Below are 16,530 nucleotides of genomic sequence, written 5' to 3'. Positions count from 1 at the left end.
TTTTTAAGATTTCTACTATAAAGATAACAGGTGATATTTTATGAAAAATGACAACGGTAACAAATTTATTAATGGTAGTCTAATTGCGCATTATAAGTTTGATAATCCAGAGGATGTAGGTCAAGATTTCTCGGGGAACGGCAATGATGGAACCGCTTCAGGTACTACGCTGCCGGCTATTAAATCCGTAGCAGGTAGACAAGCTGTTTCGCTTGCTGGGGGAGAACATGGCACATCCTATATTTCATTACCTAACGATCTGCTTAAAGAGGTCAGTGACCATACAGGAATTACAATTTCGACATGGATGTATGTAAGCAAAGCTTCAAGCTTATGGGAAAGAATCTTTGATTTTGGTAAAGGTGAAACAGGACCTTATATTTTCGTAACTCGCAATTTGCGGGGGACTTGTTTTGCAGGGGAAGACTTAATCGCAGATCCAGGGAAATCCTTTGCGACTGATGAATGGGTACATGTTTCCTTTGCAGTTACAGGTACAGAAGGTGGAACACTAAGCAGTGCAGGTCCTGTGATGTATGTAAATGGTGAAGTAGTTGCGGATGGAATGATCAGCCAAACCTCGAGTGGCACATATGCTAAGCTGCGTACATGGTTTGCTACTTTTGAAGATCAACAGAATTATAGCAATAATACAATCGGGAAATCCCAATACGCGGCAGATGTTGATTTTAGCGGCTATATTTCGGACTTCCGTGTATATAAAGCAGGTTTAACTCAAGATGAAGTGATTGAAATCATGTGCGAATCTTTGACGGATGAAGATATCGTAAAGCTTGCAAAAGATAAATACTTAACCTTCCCAAGCTCGATCATTACCAAAGATATTGAGTTGCCAGTTTCGCTGATGGGCGGAAAAGTTGACGTATCTTGGGTATCCAGCGATTCCAAAGTCATTTCTAATGAAGGTGTTGTGAATAAAGGAGTTCAATCTGCTCAAGGCGTAACGCTTACAGCACATTTGAAAAAGGGAGCTAGTACAGTAGAAAAGAGCTTCACGGTGTCTGTGCTTCCGGAAGATTTGCCACCATACACCTTAACTATTGATGGTAATCAGGAGATTTTGGATGTTAGCCAAATTCTATATGGTTTATTCTATGAGGACATTAACAACGCAGCAGACGGTGGGATCTATGCAGAGCTAGTGCAGAATCGCTCCTTCGAATCTTTTGCTTTTGACAGCTATTCGCATGTATGTGGTGTACATGGTGCTTCCACCGGAAGAAATTATACACCTCTTCACGCATGGTCTGGGGATACAGAGAAAATGACTGTCCATAATACAGGCGGATTAAACGATTTCTTCGGCATCGAAGATAAAGATATGAATGCTCATTATGTGACGGTAGCGGATGGCGCGACTATTAATAATAGAGGTTTTGCGGATTCCAATCAGCACTGCTCGATGTTTATTAAGGAAGATGCCAAGTACAACTTCACAATCTGGGCGAAGGCTGAAGCAGCAGGCACAATTACCTTGCAATTGCTCGACAAAGACGGTAAAGCCATCAGCGATACTGCAGTTGTTGAAGTAAACGGTGACGGCAACTGGAAGAAGTATGGTGTCGATTCTAAGCTTGTATTAACAGGGTCTGAAACTGTGCTTGGTCAGCTGGCGTTAACCTTTAACGGTGAGATCTCCATTGATATGGTATCCTTAATTCCTGATGACGTTTGGGGCGCTGGTGAAGAGGAACGTTCTGCTACAGCTCATGCTAACTATAAAGGAAATCCAAACTATAGATTAAGAAAAGACTTAGTGAATGCACTCGTTGATCTTCATCCTACATTCCTGCGTTTCCCTGGGGGTTGTATTTCTGAAGGTTCTCACATTTGGGAGAACGTGTACGATTGGAAAGAGTCCGTCAACGATATCGAATTGCGCAAAGAGAACTATAACGTATGGGGCTACATGATGACCATGGGTCTTGGATATATGGAGTATTTCCAATTAGCCGAGGATTTGAACGCAACACCACTTCCGGTTATGGCCTGCGGCGTACTCTGTCAAGCTCGTTCGGATTATGCGAATCCAGCTGGCGGTGCGTTAAGAGATTATTATGTGAAGAACTTTACGGATCTGATTGATTTTGCGATTAGCATGGATTTTGACAATAATGAGTGGGCTGCATTGCGTAAAAAGATGGGCCATGAAGCAGCGTTTGACCTGCGTTATTTGGGTGTGGGGAATGAAAACTGGGGTACAGAGTTTTTTGCCAACTTCGAATATTTTAAAACAGTGATTGATGAGTATATGGTGAAGAACTATCCTGATCATGAATTGACTATTCTCTCTACCGTGGGTGCACAGGCAGATGATGATGCTTACCAGCAAGGTTGGAAATTCCTAAGCGGAAATTTACAGGGCTCGGAAAAAATCAGCTTTACGGATGGTACATCGAGCATCGAAGAGACTGTTACCTGGTACGAAAAACAAAAGAACTACATGGATACCATTGCGGATGAGCATTACTACCGTTCCAATGAGTATTTGTTAGAGAATGCTGATCGTTACAACTACTATTACAGAGCCTATAAGGAAGACGGCAGCTTGGATGAGGCTGAAACTTCAAAGGTTTTTGTGGGTGAATATGCTTCCACAGATAAAAACACATTGGCAGGAGCTGTTGCTGAGGCAGCGATTATGTCCAGCTTCGAGAATAACTCTGATGTGATTAGATTGGCGGCAACGGCACCATTGTTCAACAAGGTTCTGACAGATGGCACCTATAGATGGACACCGGATTGCATCTGGTTCGATGATGAGACCGTATGGTACACACCGAACTATTATGTTCAGCAGCTGTATGCTAAATACCTGGGAACCAAAGTGGTTGGCACCTCATTTTCGACTTATCGCAACGGGGAGAAGGTAGACCTCATTCCTCATGGAGGAATTGAAGTGGCTGCCGGGAAATCAGCTGTGATCGTGAAACGGGTGAAAGTGACCTCGAATGTAGATGGCAGTGTTTGGTTGGATCAAGATTTCACGCAGCCGCTGAATGAAGCTTGGAAAGTGATTCCTGGCTCTGCCGGATATACGATTGATCCTTCCAAAGGTCTGGTATTGAAAGCGCAGAATGGCGGACTGAATGGATTGTATATCCTTAATGACGCGTGGACTAATTATAAAGTAGAGGTTGTAGCTGAAAAAGCTTCTGGCGAAGATGGCTTCTATGTAGGCGCAGGTCTGACAGAAATCTCACCGGAAAATAAAGATGTCATCGAATATGCGATTGGCTATAATGGTGATGCCACAGGAGTCAAGGTGTACAAGCAAGGGATTGAGGCTTATACTCTGGGCGATTATTCCTCTAGTACCGCTGCTGGTAACCTGAGAGCCAGTTGCTATGAAGAGCTTGCGGATCATACGGAATATACTATCACCGTTAATTATGGCGGAGCAGATGGCAAACATTTGATTTGCTCTTATACAGATGGCAAGGTAACAAGCAAAGTACTGGATTATAAGCTTGAGGCTTATAACAGAGAGGTATATAATTCCGTAACTAAAGATGATAAGCATCTTTATGTGAAGCTTGTAAATGCGGATGGTGTAGAAAAAGCAACGAAGCTTGATCTAAAAGGTTTAAAAGTAGCTGCTACTGGTAAACGGATTACCTTAACTGGAGACGCCTCACTGGTTCATACACCTAATGTGAACAGAAAAAATGATGAGAAGGTTACACCAGTCGAAACAGAAATCGTAATTGATAAAGACACGGCAGTTGTGAAGCTAGCTGCCAATTCCGTAAATGTGATTGTTCTGGATCTGATTTAATAGAAAATATGCTTTCCAACACGCGCCGATCTTTTTGTTCGGCGCGTGTTGTTGTTTAACAAGCCTCTAAATCGGTTGATGATTATATAGAGAGAACTGTCCACTTGCTTGATGAATCTCAAAATCTATCTTACACTGGTGAAAGTACAATCACCGACTGACCCTCCAGCCCGCGATCCTCCCAGATGTTTTATCCACAGCTGCCCTTCATTACTCCAGAATACAGTGCATACCCTAGCCCCTAAAAAGGAGAACGATAAAATGATGAAATCATTCAAAACGGACTGGAAAGCAAATCTGAAAAATCCTCAAACGATTATGGCCTTGTTTACTTATCGTTATGGAAATTGGGTGTATTATCGAGTGAAGAATGGCATCGTGCGAAAACCTTTGTGGCTTTTATATCGAATAATGGATGTGCTTTTTGTCCGTATTCTTGCAAATGGAGAGCTTCACGCTCAAGCTCAAATTGGTGATGCGCTTCATTTACCGCATGGTTTAAATGGGATTATCATTAGTCCTAAAGCGGTGCTTGGAAGCCATGCTACTATTTTTCATCAAGTGACGATTGGCGGGAGAAATAACTTAGGAGAGCCTGTGATTGGAGACAGAGCTTTTATTGGAGTAGGCTCCAAGATTCTTGGACCGGTTGTCATTGGTAACGATGTTAATATCGGGGCCATGTCTGTAGTGGTAAAGGATGTGCCGGATAATGCTTCGGCAGTAGGTATTCCTGCTAAAAATATATTGCGGAGTGAACCGAAACCAGAGAATACAAGATAAAGACGTTAGGTTCTAGTACATAGGGTACGCGTGCGCTTTATTTTAATATCTTACAGGGTATAATTAAAGCATCCAAGTAATCTTGTAATAACCTTCTAGAGATCGGAGTAATGAAATGAAATATAGCAATTTAGAAGAGTGTGTTAATGATTTAGAGAAACACGGACATTTAGTTCGGATTCGTGAAGAGGTGGACCCTTATCTAGAGATGGCGGCGATTCACCTAAAGGTTTATGAGGCTGGTGGACCCGCATTATTATTTGAGAATGTAAAAGGCTCGAAGTTTCGGGCCGTATCTAACCTTTTTGGAACGCTAGAGCGCAGTAAGTTTATCTTTCGGCGGACTTGGGACTCCACACATAACGTAATTGCCCTTCGCAACGATCCCGTAAAAGCACTCAAAAATCCATTTAAATATGTTGGAACCGGATTATCCGCGAGAAAAGCATTGCCTATTAAAAAGCCAGGAGGTCTGCCAAGCGGTTTCCAGGAAATTAGTATCTCTGATCTTCCGCTAATCACACATTGGCCGGGAGATGGTGGTGCTTTTGTAACCTTGCCGCAGGTGTATTCAGAAGATCCGGACAAGCCGGGCATTATGAATTCCAATCTGGGAATGTACCGTGTGCAGCTGACTGGAAATGAGTATGAATTAAATAAAGAAGTGGGCATTCATTATCAAATTCATCGCGGCATTGGCGTACATCAGGAAAAAGCGAACCGCCAAGGACAACCGCTTAAAGTGAGTTGTTTTATCGGTGGGCCACCCGCTCACTCCTTATCGGCGGTTATGCCTTTGCCTGAGGGAATGAGTGAGATGATCGTTGCAGGTTTATTATCAGGACGCCATTTCAGCTATAGCTATGTGGATGGTTACTGTATCAGCAATGATGCGGACTTTGTGATAACAGGTGAAATTCACCCTGGTGAGACGAAGCCGGAGGGGCCATTTGGCGACCATTTAGGCTATTATAGCTTGGTTCACCCTTTCCCAGTAATGAGAGTACATAAAGTGTACGCCAGAAAAAATGCAATCTTTCCATTTACGGTTGTCGGTCGGCCGCCACAGGAAGATACCGCGTTTGGTGAGTTAATTCACGAGCTGACAGGTGGGGCTATCCGCCAAGAAATTCCGGGCGTCAAAGAAGTTCATGCAGTCGATGCTGCGGGTGTTCATCCCCTGCTGTTCGCCATTGGCAGTGAACGTTATACGCCTTATCAGCAAGTAAAGCAGCCAGCGGAAATTCTGACCATTGCTAACCGGATTTTAGGTACGGGTCAGCTTAGTTTAGCTAAGTTTTTGTTTATTACTGCAGAAGAAAATCAGCCTATCAGTACACATAATATCGAGGATTTCTTGACGTATATCTTGGAGCGGATTAATCTTCGTAGAGATATTCATTTCTATACCAACACCACGATTGATACGCTTGATTATTCCGGCACAGGATTAAACAGCGGAAGTAAAGTGATCTTCGCAGCAGTAGGGGATAAGAAAAGAGAGCTATGTACAGAGGTACCGGGCATGCTTAAAGAATTACAGGGATTTGGACATGCACGAATGGTGATGCCTGGTCTTGTTGCCCTTCAAGGTGCTAAATTCACAAGCTACGCTGAAGCAGCATTGGAAATGAACAAGCTTAGTGAAGCTATTCAGGAGCAAGGGGCACTTCCTTCTTGTCCAATGATTATTTTGTGTGATGATAGCGAGTTTTTGAGTGAAAAGATCGACAATTTCCTATGGGCGACGTTTACCCGCAGTAATCCATCTCATGATATCTATGGAGTGAACAGTTCTACTGAGTATAAACATTGGTCCTGTGATAACGTGATTATTGATGCTCGGGTAAAACCCCATCAAGCCCCACCACTGATCCCAGACCCAACCGTTCAGAAGCATATCGAACGATTATTTGCGTCAGGTGGCAGTTTAAGCGGAGTTAAGATATAGAGAAACATTCATCAGCCTTCTTGGGAATCCAAGGAGGCCTATTTGCTGTTTGTGAAATGATTTTGCTCATATGAAATAAAAAAGGCATAGGGGTATTATGGGGTGTATGGTATATATTTACTATTAATATTGGGGAAGTGTTGTTCTGATGGAAATTATGGAAACCGAACGTTTATGGATTAGAAGGTTCTCAGCAGAGGATTGGAAAGACCTTCATGAATATTTGTCGCAAGAAAGTGTTGTGAAATATGAGCCCTATTCCTTGTTTAGTGCAGATGAATCTCGCACTGAGGCGCTCAGACGGTCATCGGACCGTGCTTTTTGGGCAGTCTGTCTTAAATCTACGACCAAAATGATCGGCAACTTATATTTTCAAGCGAGCGAACCAAAGGCTTTTGGCGTTTGGGAATTTGGATATGTTTTTAACCCTGATTTTCAGGGAAGCGGGTATGCTACAGAGGCTTGTAATCAATTGTTAAACTATGGCTTTGATAATCTGAAAATGAGACGTGTGATTGCGAACTGTGATCCCGAAAATACACGCTCATGGAAACTGCTTGAACGATTGAAGCTTCGTCGAGAAGGACATTTTTTGCAGACGGGTTATTTTAAATACGATAGTAATGGAGAGCCAATCTGGCATGATACTTATTCCTATGGATTGCTCAGAAGTGAATGGTTAAGGATGAAGGAATAGCAAAACTGTTGTCGTGATCTCAAAAGGCGGGTGTCCCCTCACTGATTCTTCTGTCCTAACTGCTTACCAAATCGTAGGTTTTTATAACTATAGGCGAAGAAATTGAACGGTTTAGTGTATGATAAAATCTGTTTTTTAAATGTTCAGAGTGACACTTAGGTGGTAGTATCGTGTTGGATATGAGTAAAACTGGAATCATCTACCATACAGCTGCCTGAGCAAAGAGGAGGGGATACGCGCACGAAGTGAACTTATATTTGAAGAACGAATGACAACGAAGCTTATTGTAAGCGTTTACTACAACAGGGCTAGATGCGTACTAAGTTCTTTCAATCATAAGAAAGCGGGTGAAGCACGGAAGATGAAGAGGAATAAACTTGGAAATAAAATATTTATGGTGTTATTGTCGTGGATCTTCATTTGTTCATCAATACTTCCATCTACAACATTTGGGGGGCAACAGGCCAGTGCAGCTTCAGGCCCAATAACCTTGCAATATGATTTTGGAACAGCAACAAGTCCTGTTATGAGTGGTTATACAGGCGTGCATGAATCTAAGTTATATACGAATGAGCTAGGGTATGGTTTAGATCAGGCGGTTGCTTCGAGGAATCGTTCGGGTGGAGACGGTATGACCAACGATTTTGTATTGGGACTGTCCTATTCTTTTTTGGTGGATCTTCCTAATGGGGATTACGATGTGACTGTATACTCAGGAGATTTACTAGCGGGTACAAGTACAACCAAAACTACGATTACTTTGGAAGGTAGCACGGCTGGGTCGATAAGCAGCAAGCAAGCTGTAAATCAAGCTACCTATCGGACGACTGTTCAAGATGGTCAACTAACTGTCGGCATTACGGGTACAGGGGTTGGCGGATATTTAAATGGACTAATTATTCAGCAGATTGTACCAGGTCCATTGAAAGCCCCTGAGGGATTAGTGGTTCATAATATCACCCCCACTGAGGTATCTCTGGGGTGGGGCAGCGTGACAGAAGCAGTCTATTACAATATTTATCGAACGGTTCTTCCTAGTGGAACCCTTCAAGCCATAGGTCAAGTTGCTGCTAACAGCTTCGTGGATTCAGATGTAGATGAAGGCAGTGGTTACATTTACAATGTGTCAGCTGTAAATGGAAAGGGTGAGGAGTCTGTTTTGAGCGCATCTGTGACAGTAGACAAAATTCCGGGGGTAGAGGTTCCCGCAGCACCAACCGGTCTTTCAATTGTCAGTGTAGGTGTAAGTTCTGTTCAACTGAGTTGGAACAGTGTGGCTGGAGCAAACCGCTATACGATCTTAAGGTCTGATGCAGCAGATGGAACATTCCATGAGATTGGTCAGTCAGAGAAGACGACATTTACGGATGCCTCAGCGGACACCTCAAAACGGCAATATTATGGGGTGAAGGCAGCCAATGGCCAAGGAGAATCAGAGCTATCTAACAAGGTGGAAAGTGCCGTGTATACGCCTCCTGGAACTTTGCCAGAAGGAGATGTTTATTCCTTTGATTTTGGCCCAGGTGCTGTGGCTGAAGGTTATCTTAAGGCAGATGCAGGGGTATCTTATTCCTCTGAGGTCAAATATGGATTTACAGATATATCGAAAGTAACTGGGGTAGACCGAGGAACCTCAGATCCTTTGCGTTCAGATTTTGTGGTCCCTAAGGATGCAACTTTTAATGTAGATTTACCGAATGGCGACTATACAGTTTCACTTATCGCTGGTGACAGCGCCGGAGATACAGAGATTGGCATCAAAGTAGAATCCATTCAAAAAGTTCAACAGACGAGCAAAACAGCAGGCCAGTATTTGGAAATGAGCTTTGACATCGCTTTGGTGGATGGACAAATGAACTTGGTGTTCTCTGGCACTAAGCCTAATATCAATGCACTGGTGATTACTAAGCAGCCAGACCGTCCTGCTAATGAATTGCCAACAGTTTATATTGCGGGTGATTCAACCGTGCAGACTTATGATCCTTATTGGATACCACAAGCAGGCTGGGGACAAATGATTCCTGATTTCTTTAGTGAGGAAGTAACGTTTAAGAATCACGCTATCGGAGGCCGCAGCTCTAAGTCATTTATGGTCGAGGGAAGGCTGGATGAAGTCCTGCGTAAGATCCAACCGGGCGACTATTTCCTTATCCAGTTTGGTCATAATGACGCAACGATTAGCGTTCCAGACCGATATGCTTCTCCAGCCGATTACAAAGTTTATTTAAAAACTTATGTCAATGGAGCTAGGCAAAGAGGAGCAACTCCGATTCTGGTGACTCCCATGGGCCGCAGAGATTATAATGCCGCGAGTGAAAAATTTAATGTGAGCTTTCCAGAATATGTGCAGGCTATGAAAGAAGTAGCAAGTGAGTTGGATGTTGACTTGGTCGATCTTAGCGCACTCAGTGTAGCTTATTACAATTCTATCGGTTTTGCAGCTACACGCTCTGTATTCCTTCACCTCGATGCAGGGATATATGGTGCTTTCCCAAATGGCTCGACAGACGATACTCACTTTCAAGAGTACGGAGCCATTCAAATGGCCCGTCTGCTGGCCAAAGGAATAGGGGAATTAAATATTCCACTCTCCAGCTTTGTGCAGGACATCAAACAGCCGGAAACGGTGCCAGCGAAGCCTGAAGGACTTGTAGCTGGGAGTATCAGTAATGCAGGTGCAGTACTGAAATGGAATACAGTAGAAGGTACAGATATCTATAAAATCTATCGTAAGCTAGCGGCAGAAGCCGAATCTGCTTATACATTAGCGGGAACTTCAACTGTCCCTTCATTGACATTAAGCGGGTTGGTTGAAGGTCAAAGCTACTCGGTAAGAGTGACTGCAGTGAATGGGCTAGGAGAGTCTGAGCCTTCAGATGAAGTGAAGCTGACTACGAAATCCGCTCAGTATCGTTATGATTTCGGACCTGTTGGTTCACCCGTTGCTGCGGGTTATACGGAAGTGAATGTGAATGTCCTATATACCCCAGAACGAGGATATGGTTTGACCTCGAGTGCAGGGATGATTGATCGGGATCGGGGAAATGCGACGGACGATCTGCGCAGAGATTTTGTGATTTATTTTGGAGGATCGTATGAATTCAAAGTTGATTTACCCAATGGTTATTATTCTGTTAAGACTTATACAGGAGATTGGATTGGATCTGCTAAGACGAATGTAGCCATTGAAGGCAAAGATTACGGAACAGTCTCCTCAGGTAAGGAAAATATTGCTGAGAAGCTGTATAACCAGATTGCTGTCAAAGACGGGCAGATGAATCTTGTCTTTAGTGGCACAACCGCTCATCTCAATGGGCTGGAGATCACACCGTTATTATTAGCCCCAACGAATCTGAAACTGGGTAGCCTGGATTTAAACAGTGAGCCTATTACAGCTAATCTTTCTTGGGACAGTATGGAGGGTGCGCTGAAATACCGTATATATCGTCAGGCTACGGTTGCGAATAGTGCAGAGCTGCTGGGCGAGACAATAGAGCCGTTCTACGCAGATACCACTGCGGATATTGGTATGGAATATATCTATACGGTAACTTCGGTCGACAGCACGGGACTGGAATCCGTAGGCTCTAATGCGCTAAAAGTGTCTATGATTGATCCCTCCGTAGCAAAAGCACCCGTACCTAGTGGTCTAGCTGTACAATCTACGAACAAAAATGATGTGACCTTTACTTGGAATGAGGTACCGGATGCACGGATGTTCAACATTTATCGTGCGAAATCCGCAGACGGTGAGTTCATCCTGATCGGCAAATCATTCGAAGCTTCGTACACAGACATGACCGTTCTGACTACCATTCCTTACTATTACAAAGTAGCCTCGGTAAATGCAGGCGGCATCTCTGATCTATCCGCTACGTTGGAAACCTCAGCGGTGACAACTTTATACCGGAAGATGGAGGCGCTGGACCGTGCGCCTGTAGCGGTTAAGACAGATGAAGGTGTGTATATCAGCTGGCGGATGTTAGGTCTGGATCCGGAAACGATAGGATTCAATCTGTATCGTGGCGATAAGAAACTAAATGATTCGTTGATTACTCAAAACACGAACTATCTCGATATTACAGGCAGGGAGGATGCCAAATATAGAATCACATCAGTAATCAATGGAGTCGAGAAATCTGCTTCGGAACCATTCAGCGTATGGCAGAAGCAATATCTATCGATCCCTTTGCAAAAGCCAGCAGATGATTACACCAAGGATGGTCAACCGTATACGTATAGTGCGGGAGATGCAAGTGTAGGTGATTTGGACGGTGATGGTGTATATGAAATCATCATGTTGTGGTCACCTTCGAACAGCAAGGATAACTCTCAAGCTGGGTATACTGGACTTGTCTATATGGACGCTTATAAATTAGATGGAACTCGCTTATGGCGGATTAATTTAGGGCCTAATATTCGTGCCGGTGCACACTATTCTCCATTCCTGGTATATGATCTGGATAGTGATGGACGTGCCGACATTATGATCAAGACGGCAGATGGCACAGTGGACGGTCAAGGAAAAGTCATTGGCAATGCCAGTGCAGACTATCGTAACAGTTCGGGTTATGTGCTGCTGGGCAATGAATATTTAACGGTGTTCGAAGGGGCAACAGGCCGGGCCTTGGATACCGTGGATTATGATCCGCCACGTGGAGATGTTGGCGCTTGGGGGGATACCTATGGTAACCGTGTAGACCGCTTTTTGGCAGCTGTAGCTTATTTAGACGGCGAGCAGCCAAGCGTGATTTTTAGCCGCGGTTATTATACTAGAACTGTACTTGCAGCTTACAATTATCGCGAGGGCAAGCTCGAGAAAGTATGGCGTTTCGATTCTAATGATGAAGGATATGGAGACTTCGTAGGTCAAGGAAACCACAATCTTTCTGTAGGAGATGTGGACGGCGACGGTAAGGACGAAATAACCTTCGGTGCGATGGCAATCGACGATGATGGGTTGCCGCTGTATAATACAAAGCTTGGCCATGGTGATGCAATTCATTTCGGGGACCTTGATCCTACCAGACCCGGGCTGGAAGTCTTTGATGTTCATGAGCATACCGATTCGAAGTATGGGATTGAAATGCGTGATGCAGCTACAGGAGATATATTATGGGGTGTGTTCACGGGGATTGATACTGGACGGGGGATGTCAGCGGATATTGATCCGCGATATGCTGGCGAAGAGGTATGGGCTGCAACGATCACCAATGAGGAGCATATACCTGTTACGGGCCTATACAGTGCGCAAGGTGAACTAATTACTAAAAAACTGCCTTCCTCCACGAATTTTGGTATTTGGTGGGATGGTGATCTTTTACGTGAATTACTGGATGCTAATCGAGTGGATAAGTGGGACTATAGCAATCAGACAACGGTTAACTTATTGACGGCTGTAGGTGCTTCTTCAAATAATGGCACCAAGGCGAATCCAAGCTTGCAGGCAGATCTGTTCGGGGATTGGCGTGAAGAAGTGATCTGGCGGGCAACGGACAGTTCTGAACTACGGATCTACACAACAACGGATATGACAGACTATCGTATTCGCACATTGATGCATGATCCGATCTACCGCCTGGCAGTAGCTTGGCAAAATGTAGGCTATAATCAACCTCCGCACCCTGGATTCTTTCTTAGTGAAGGGATGGAACAACCAGCGGCTCCAAAAATTCAATATGTAGGCTCACCGGGAGAAACTGAAGATACTACACCACCTACGATTTCTGGCTTACCTTCTGCTCAAATGAGTGAAACGGATGTATTGAAGGTGCAGGTCGTAGCGGAAGATCCAGAGTCTGGTATTCGCAGTCTGGATATTACTTTTGATGGTAAACCTGTAGTTTATGGAGATGAGATTCCACTCACAGAACTTGCGGGAGCGCATACGTTCATCGCAACAGCCATTAATAACGCTGGACTCTCAACGACAGAACAAGTGATTGTGGTCGTAAGTGGACCTCAGAAGGCTACAGGTGTTCCGGGGCAATGGGTTCTATCCAATAATAATGGGCAGGATACAGGACTTTTGGACGGGGATTACCAAATCACAATGAATATGTGGTGGGGCAATAATGGTACGGTCTACAAGCTATATGAGAATGGTGCCTTAATCGACACGCAAACCTTACGTGATGATTCCCCAGCTGCACAGACTGCAGTGACTAATATTACCGGAAAAGAAAACGGAACCTACACCTATACGGCTGAGCTAACCAATTCTTTTGGCACAACGGTGTCTGCTGCTCATGTGGTTATCGTGAAGGATGCTGCACCAGCTAAGCCGGTGTTGTCCAATGACAACTGGGATGGCGATGGAGAGTATAAAGTGACTATGAATTTATGGTGGGGGATGAACGGCAAAGAGTATCGCTTGTATGAGAACGGAATACTGATCGATACTAAGACTTTAACAGCAGGCACCCCAAACGCACAAACGGCTTCTACTTCTATTACTAACCGTTCTCCAGGCGTCTATGAATACCGGGCTGAGCTGTTGAATGATCAAGGGGTAAATGAGAGTGTTATCATGAAAGTTACGGTAAAATAACTGAATATTTGTTAAAAAAACGCCTAAGTCGGTAATATCCGGCTAGGCGCTTTTTTTAGATTATCTAAGATTTAAAAGATTCTGCAAGACTAATTCTCCTATCTGCCTCATATGAATCTAAACAACGAATGATAGGGGGGATTGTAAATATGGATTTGACGCATATGATCTCAAAGCTTGTGGTAGTTATACATGTTATAGCATCCATAGTGGGAATTGGGCCAGCTTTTGTGCTGCCAATACTGACAAGCTCAGCCAAGACAGGCAGTCAGCTTCGTTTTGTATTTGGTCTTATGAAGAAAATAAACAGATTCCCTAAGACAGGTGGGGTCACCCTGATCGTTACAGGTATTTTGTTAATGATCATAGATAAAATGGGCTTGTCGGTGTTGTGGTTAAATCTGTCGTTATTATTTTTTATCGTGATCGAAGTGATTATTATTGGAATGGTTGAGCCCCGATTGAAAAAGCTAACCCAGCTCGTAATGACCAGCGAAGGGGAGGAAATCCCTGAGGGTTACACTACCGCTATGAACAAGATCGCTCCCCTAGAAGCGGCGGTTCATGTGCTTACTATCGTCATTATTATATTAATGGTAGTAAAGCCGGTATAAGATCATAACGTCTATTCTCAATGATCTCTTCATAATCGCGGATGAGTCCATCAAAAATATTCTCCCAAGAGCGGCCGAGTGCCAGCTGTCGACCTTCATGTCCCATAGCAGCTAGCTTTTGAGGGTGCTCTATACATGCACAAATCTCACGAATAAAAGCATCCGGGCAGCGGGACTCGACAATCATTCCTGTGCGGCCGGGTGTGACCAGATCCTTCACTCCACCTTCATTTACTGCGAGGACAGGCAGTCCTGAGGCCATAGCCTCAAGGACAACATTACCGAAGGTTTCCGTACTGGAAGGGAAGACGAACAGATCTGCTGAGGCATATAATTGGGCAAGCTCATCACCATGTTTATAGCCTGTAAACGTGACATTATGGGGCGCCTGTGCCCGCATTTCCGGCAGAAGGGGGCCGTCCCCTACGACCAGCCAATGAACCTGAGATTGCATAGATTCGGGTAATTGCTGCATGGCGAGAGCAAGGGTGTTTATATCTTTTTCAGGGGCGATCCTTCCCACATATAGAAGCAGTAACGGTGCGGTAATTCCGTAGCGCTCACGGACCACATGGCTGCGTTTTTTGGGGGTGTACTGCTGGCAGTCGATGCCTCTGGACCACAGCTTCAGGCGATGAAAGCCTTGAGCTTGGAGGGAATCGAGGGTTTCGTAGGATGGTGCAAAGGTGGCGTCGCAGGAGCGGTGGAACCACTTCATGTATTTCCAATAGAGCGGAGCGATTTTTTTCATCCGGTAATATTCAAGATAGCGGTCAAAATGGGTATGGTATGAGGCGACATGGGGCAAGTCATGTTTTCGCGCATAACGAAGGCCGCAGAGACCGATATTGAACGGAGTTGCCATATGAAGCAGATCGGGACGAAAAGCTTTCAGCTCTGATTGGATAGAGGACATATTGGGCAGTGCGAGTCTACATTCGGGGTATAAGAAAAAGGGGATGCTGGTAATGGGACGTATGGGATCGGCATAACTGTCTTCAGGAGCAGATTTCGGTGAGAAAAGCAGATGTTCAATACCACACCCTTTCAAATGAGTGGTTAATCGTTGAAGCGTACGTGAAACTCCGTTGGTTTGCGGAAGAAATGTGTCCGTGAATAAAGCAAGACGCATGGAACCCCTCCCAGATACTCTTGATGCCCTGATCATAACAGGCGATTATTTGATGGAGGTCAAACGGATGTTAAACAGAATATAAAAATCCACTGCACCAAGTAAGGTAAAGAGGTGTGCAGTGGATTTATTAGTTTTAATGGGATGAAGCCCTACAGGGATTCGTATAACTGTTGCAAAAAGGTAATGCTTTCTCCTAAATGTGACTCAGGAGTGCTTTCCAGGATTCCTTGAATATGAGGACGTTCATATTTCATATAACGAAGAATCGGCTCAAACTCTAGCCACCCTTGACCTACAGGGACAATTTTTATAGCTCCATCTTGGACGATAAAGTCTTTTAAATGAATGATAGCAATTCGATTTCCTAAAAGCTTCAAAGCCTCCATAATAATAGCTTCTTGATGCAAGTAATTTGTAGGTGACATTAGATTTGCGCAATCCAATATGACCTGAAGATTGTTAGAAGGGACTTCATCCAGAAGTCGGCGGGTTAAGGGCGCGGTGTACAGCGGATGATGAAGTCCTGCTTCGATTCCTACCGTCACACCAAAACGTTCGGCCTCCGCCACCATGGCCTTAACTGATGTCACCACCTCTTGGAAGGCTTCTTCTGTAAAATTATCTGTGGTATACCCAAGTCCCACACTTCCGGTTTCCGTACCTACCAGACTAGCGCCAAAATCTCTGGCCAAGCGCAGGTGGGTATTAAACGCGGCTAACGCTTGTGCCCGTTTGTAAGGATCGGTATCTACAATGTTTACATAGCAGCCCAGAACCGCAATCTGAATACCTGCCTGCCTAAAGGCATTGCCATAATAGCTGGCTGTTCCAGGGCTTATAGCCGTCAGACTAGGGGCACTATCAGGAAAAGATTTCTTAAGTGCAAACTGGATATGAGTGAAATGATAGGACTTAATCTTCTCAATTAACTCTTGCAATGGAACTTGTGTGAAATCATGTGCTCGAACACCTAGATGAAGGGGAATGCTCATATGATCGAT

The 16,530-nt window shown here is 44.3% G+C and carries 8 protein-coding genes; 6 read left to right on the top strand and 2 right to left on the bottom strand.

Translation table 11 applies throughout. The annotated features are described in order from the left end of the window. Window positions 1-40: 40 nt before the first annotated feature. The 6 genes from NST45_RS17485 (at window position 41) to NST45_RS17460 (ending at window position 14,394) form a co-directional block, all read left to right on the top strand. Window positions 41-3,799 (top strand): alpha-L-arabinofuranosidase C-terminal domain-containing protein, encoded by a 3,759-nt coding sequence (locus NST45_RS17485; protein ID WP_036679238.1) that lies wholly within the window; start codon window positions 41-43, stop codon window positions 3,797-3,799. A gap of 261 nt (window positions 3,800-4,060) precedes the next feature. Beyond that, window positions 4,061-4,582: a serine acetyltransferase gene (locus NST45_RS17480; protein WP_036679239.1), complete on the top strand. Its 522-nt coding sequence runs from the start codon at window positions 4,061-4,063 to the stop codon at window positions 4,580-4,582. A 115-nt stretch (window positions 4,583-4,697) separates the two neighbouring features. Then, window positions 4,698-6,533, top strand: coding sequence for a UbiD family decarboxylase (locus NST45_RS17475; protein WP_036679241.1), 1,836 nt, complete (start codon window positions 4,698-4,700; stop codon window positions 6,531-6,533). 148 nt (window positions 6,534-6,681) lie between these two features. Further along, on the top strand, window positions 6,682-7,230 hold the full coding sequence (locus tag NST45_RS17470) for a GNAT family protein (RefSeq protein ID WP_174890035.1): 549 nt from the start codon (window positions 6,682-6,684) through the stop codon (window positions 7,228-7,230). Window positions 7,231-7,591: 361 nt separating this feature from the next. Continuing rightward, complete coding sequence (locus tag NST45_RS17465) at window positions 7,592-13,780, top strand: SGNH/GDSL hydrolase family protein (RefSeq protein ID WP_339823332.1); 6,189 nt, start codon at window positions 7,592-7,594, stop codon at window positions 13,778-13,780. Window positions 13,781-13,929: 149 nt separating this feature from the next. After that, window positions 13,930-14,394 carry a DUF2269 family protein gene (locus NST45_RS17460; RefSeq protein ID WP_235219424.1) on the top strand — a complete coding sequence of 155 codons (465 nt, stop codon included), beginning with the start codon at window positions 13,930-13,932 and terminating at the stop codon, window positions 14,392-14,394. Here NST45_RS17460 and NST45_RS17455 read toward each other — a convergent pair. Both NST45_RS17455 and NST45_RS17450 read right to left on the bottom strand, forming a co-directional pair. Continuing rightward, on the bottom strand, window positions 14,366-15,526 hold the full coding sequence (locus tag NST45_RS17455) for a glycosyltransferase family 1 protein (protein WP_076098494.1): 1,161 nt from the start codon (window positions 15,524-15,526) through the stop codon (window positions 14,366-14,368). The genes NST45_RS17460 and NST45_RS17455 overlap by 29 nt on opposite strands. Window positions 15,527-15,678: 152 nt before the next feature. Then, window positions 15,679-16,521 (bottom strand): sugar phosphate isomerase/epimerase, encoded by an 843-nt coding sequence (locus NST45_RS17450; protein WP_036679244.1) that lies wholly within the window; start codon window positions 16,519-16,521, stop codon window positions 15,679-15,681. Window positions 16,522-16,530: the final 9 nt, after the last annotated feature.

Source organism: Paenibacillus sp. FSL R7-0163 (assembly GCF_037969975.1).
Taxonomy (GTDB): Bacteria; Bacillota; Bacilli; order Paenibacillales; family Paenibacillaceae; genus Paenibacillus_AQ; species Paenibacillus_AQ odorifer.
Note: the sequence above shows the minus strand (reverse complement) of the source record. Positions and strands in the feature narration are given on the sequence as shown.

Excerpts from the sequence above, each read along its gene's own strand:
- NST45_RS17480 (WP_036679239.1), top strand. The coding sequence starts at position 4,061 with ATGATGAAATCATTCAAAACGGACTGGAAAGCAAATCTGAAAAATCCT.
- NST45_RS17485 (WP_036679238.1), top strand. The coding sequence starts at position 41 with ATGAAAAATGACAACGGTAACAAATTTATTAATGGTAGTCTAATTGCG.
- NST45_RS17470 (WP_174890035.1), top strand. The coding sequence starts at position 6,682 with ATGGAAATTATGGAAACCGAACGTTTATGGATTAGAAGGTTCTCAGCA.
- NST45_RS17465 (WP_339823332.1), top strand. The coding sequence starts at position 7,592 with ATGAAGAGGAATAAACTTGGAAATAAAATATTTATGGTGTTATTGTCG.
- NST45_RS17455 (WP_076098494.1), bottom strand. The coding sequence starts at position 15,526 with ATGCGTCTTGCTTTATTCACGGACACATTTCTTCCGCAAACCAACGGA.
- NST45_RS17475 (WP_036679241.1), top strand. The coding sequence starts at position 4,698 with ATGAAATATAGCAATTTAGAAGAGTGTGTTAATGATTTAGAGAAACAC.
- NST45_RS17460 (WP_235219424.1), top strand. The coding sequence starts at position 13,930 with ATGGATTTGACGCATATGATCTCAAAGCTTGTGGTAGTTATACATGTT.
- NST45_RS17450 (WP_036679244.1), bottom strand. The coding sequence starts at position 16,521 with ATGAGCATTCCCCTTCATCTAGGTGTTCGAGCACATGATTTCACACAA.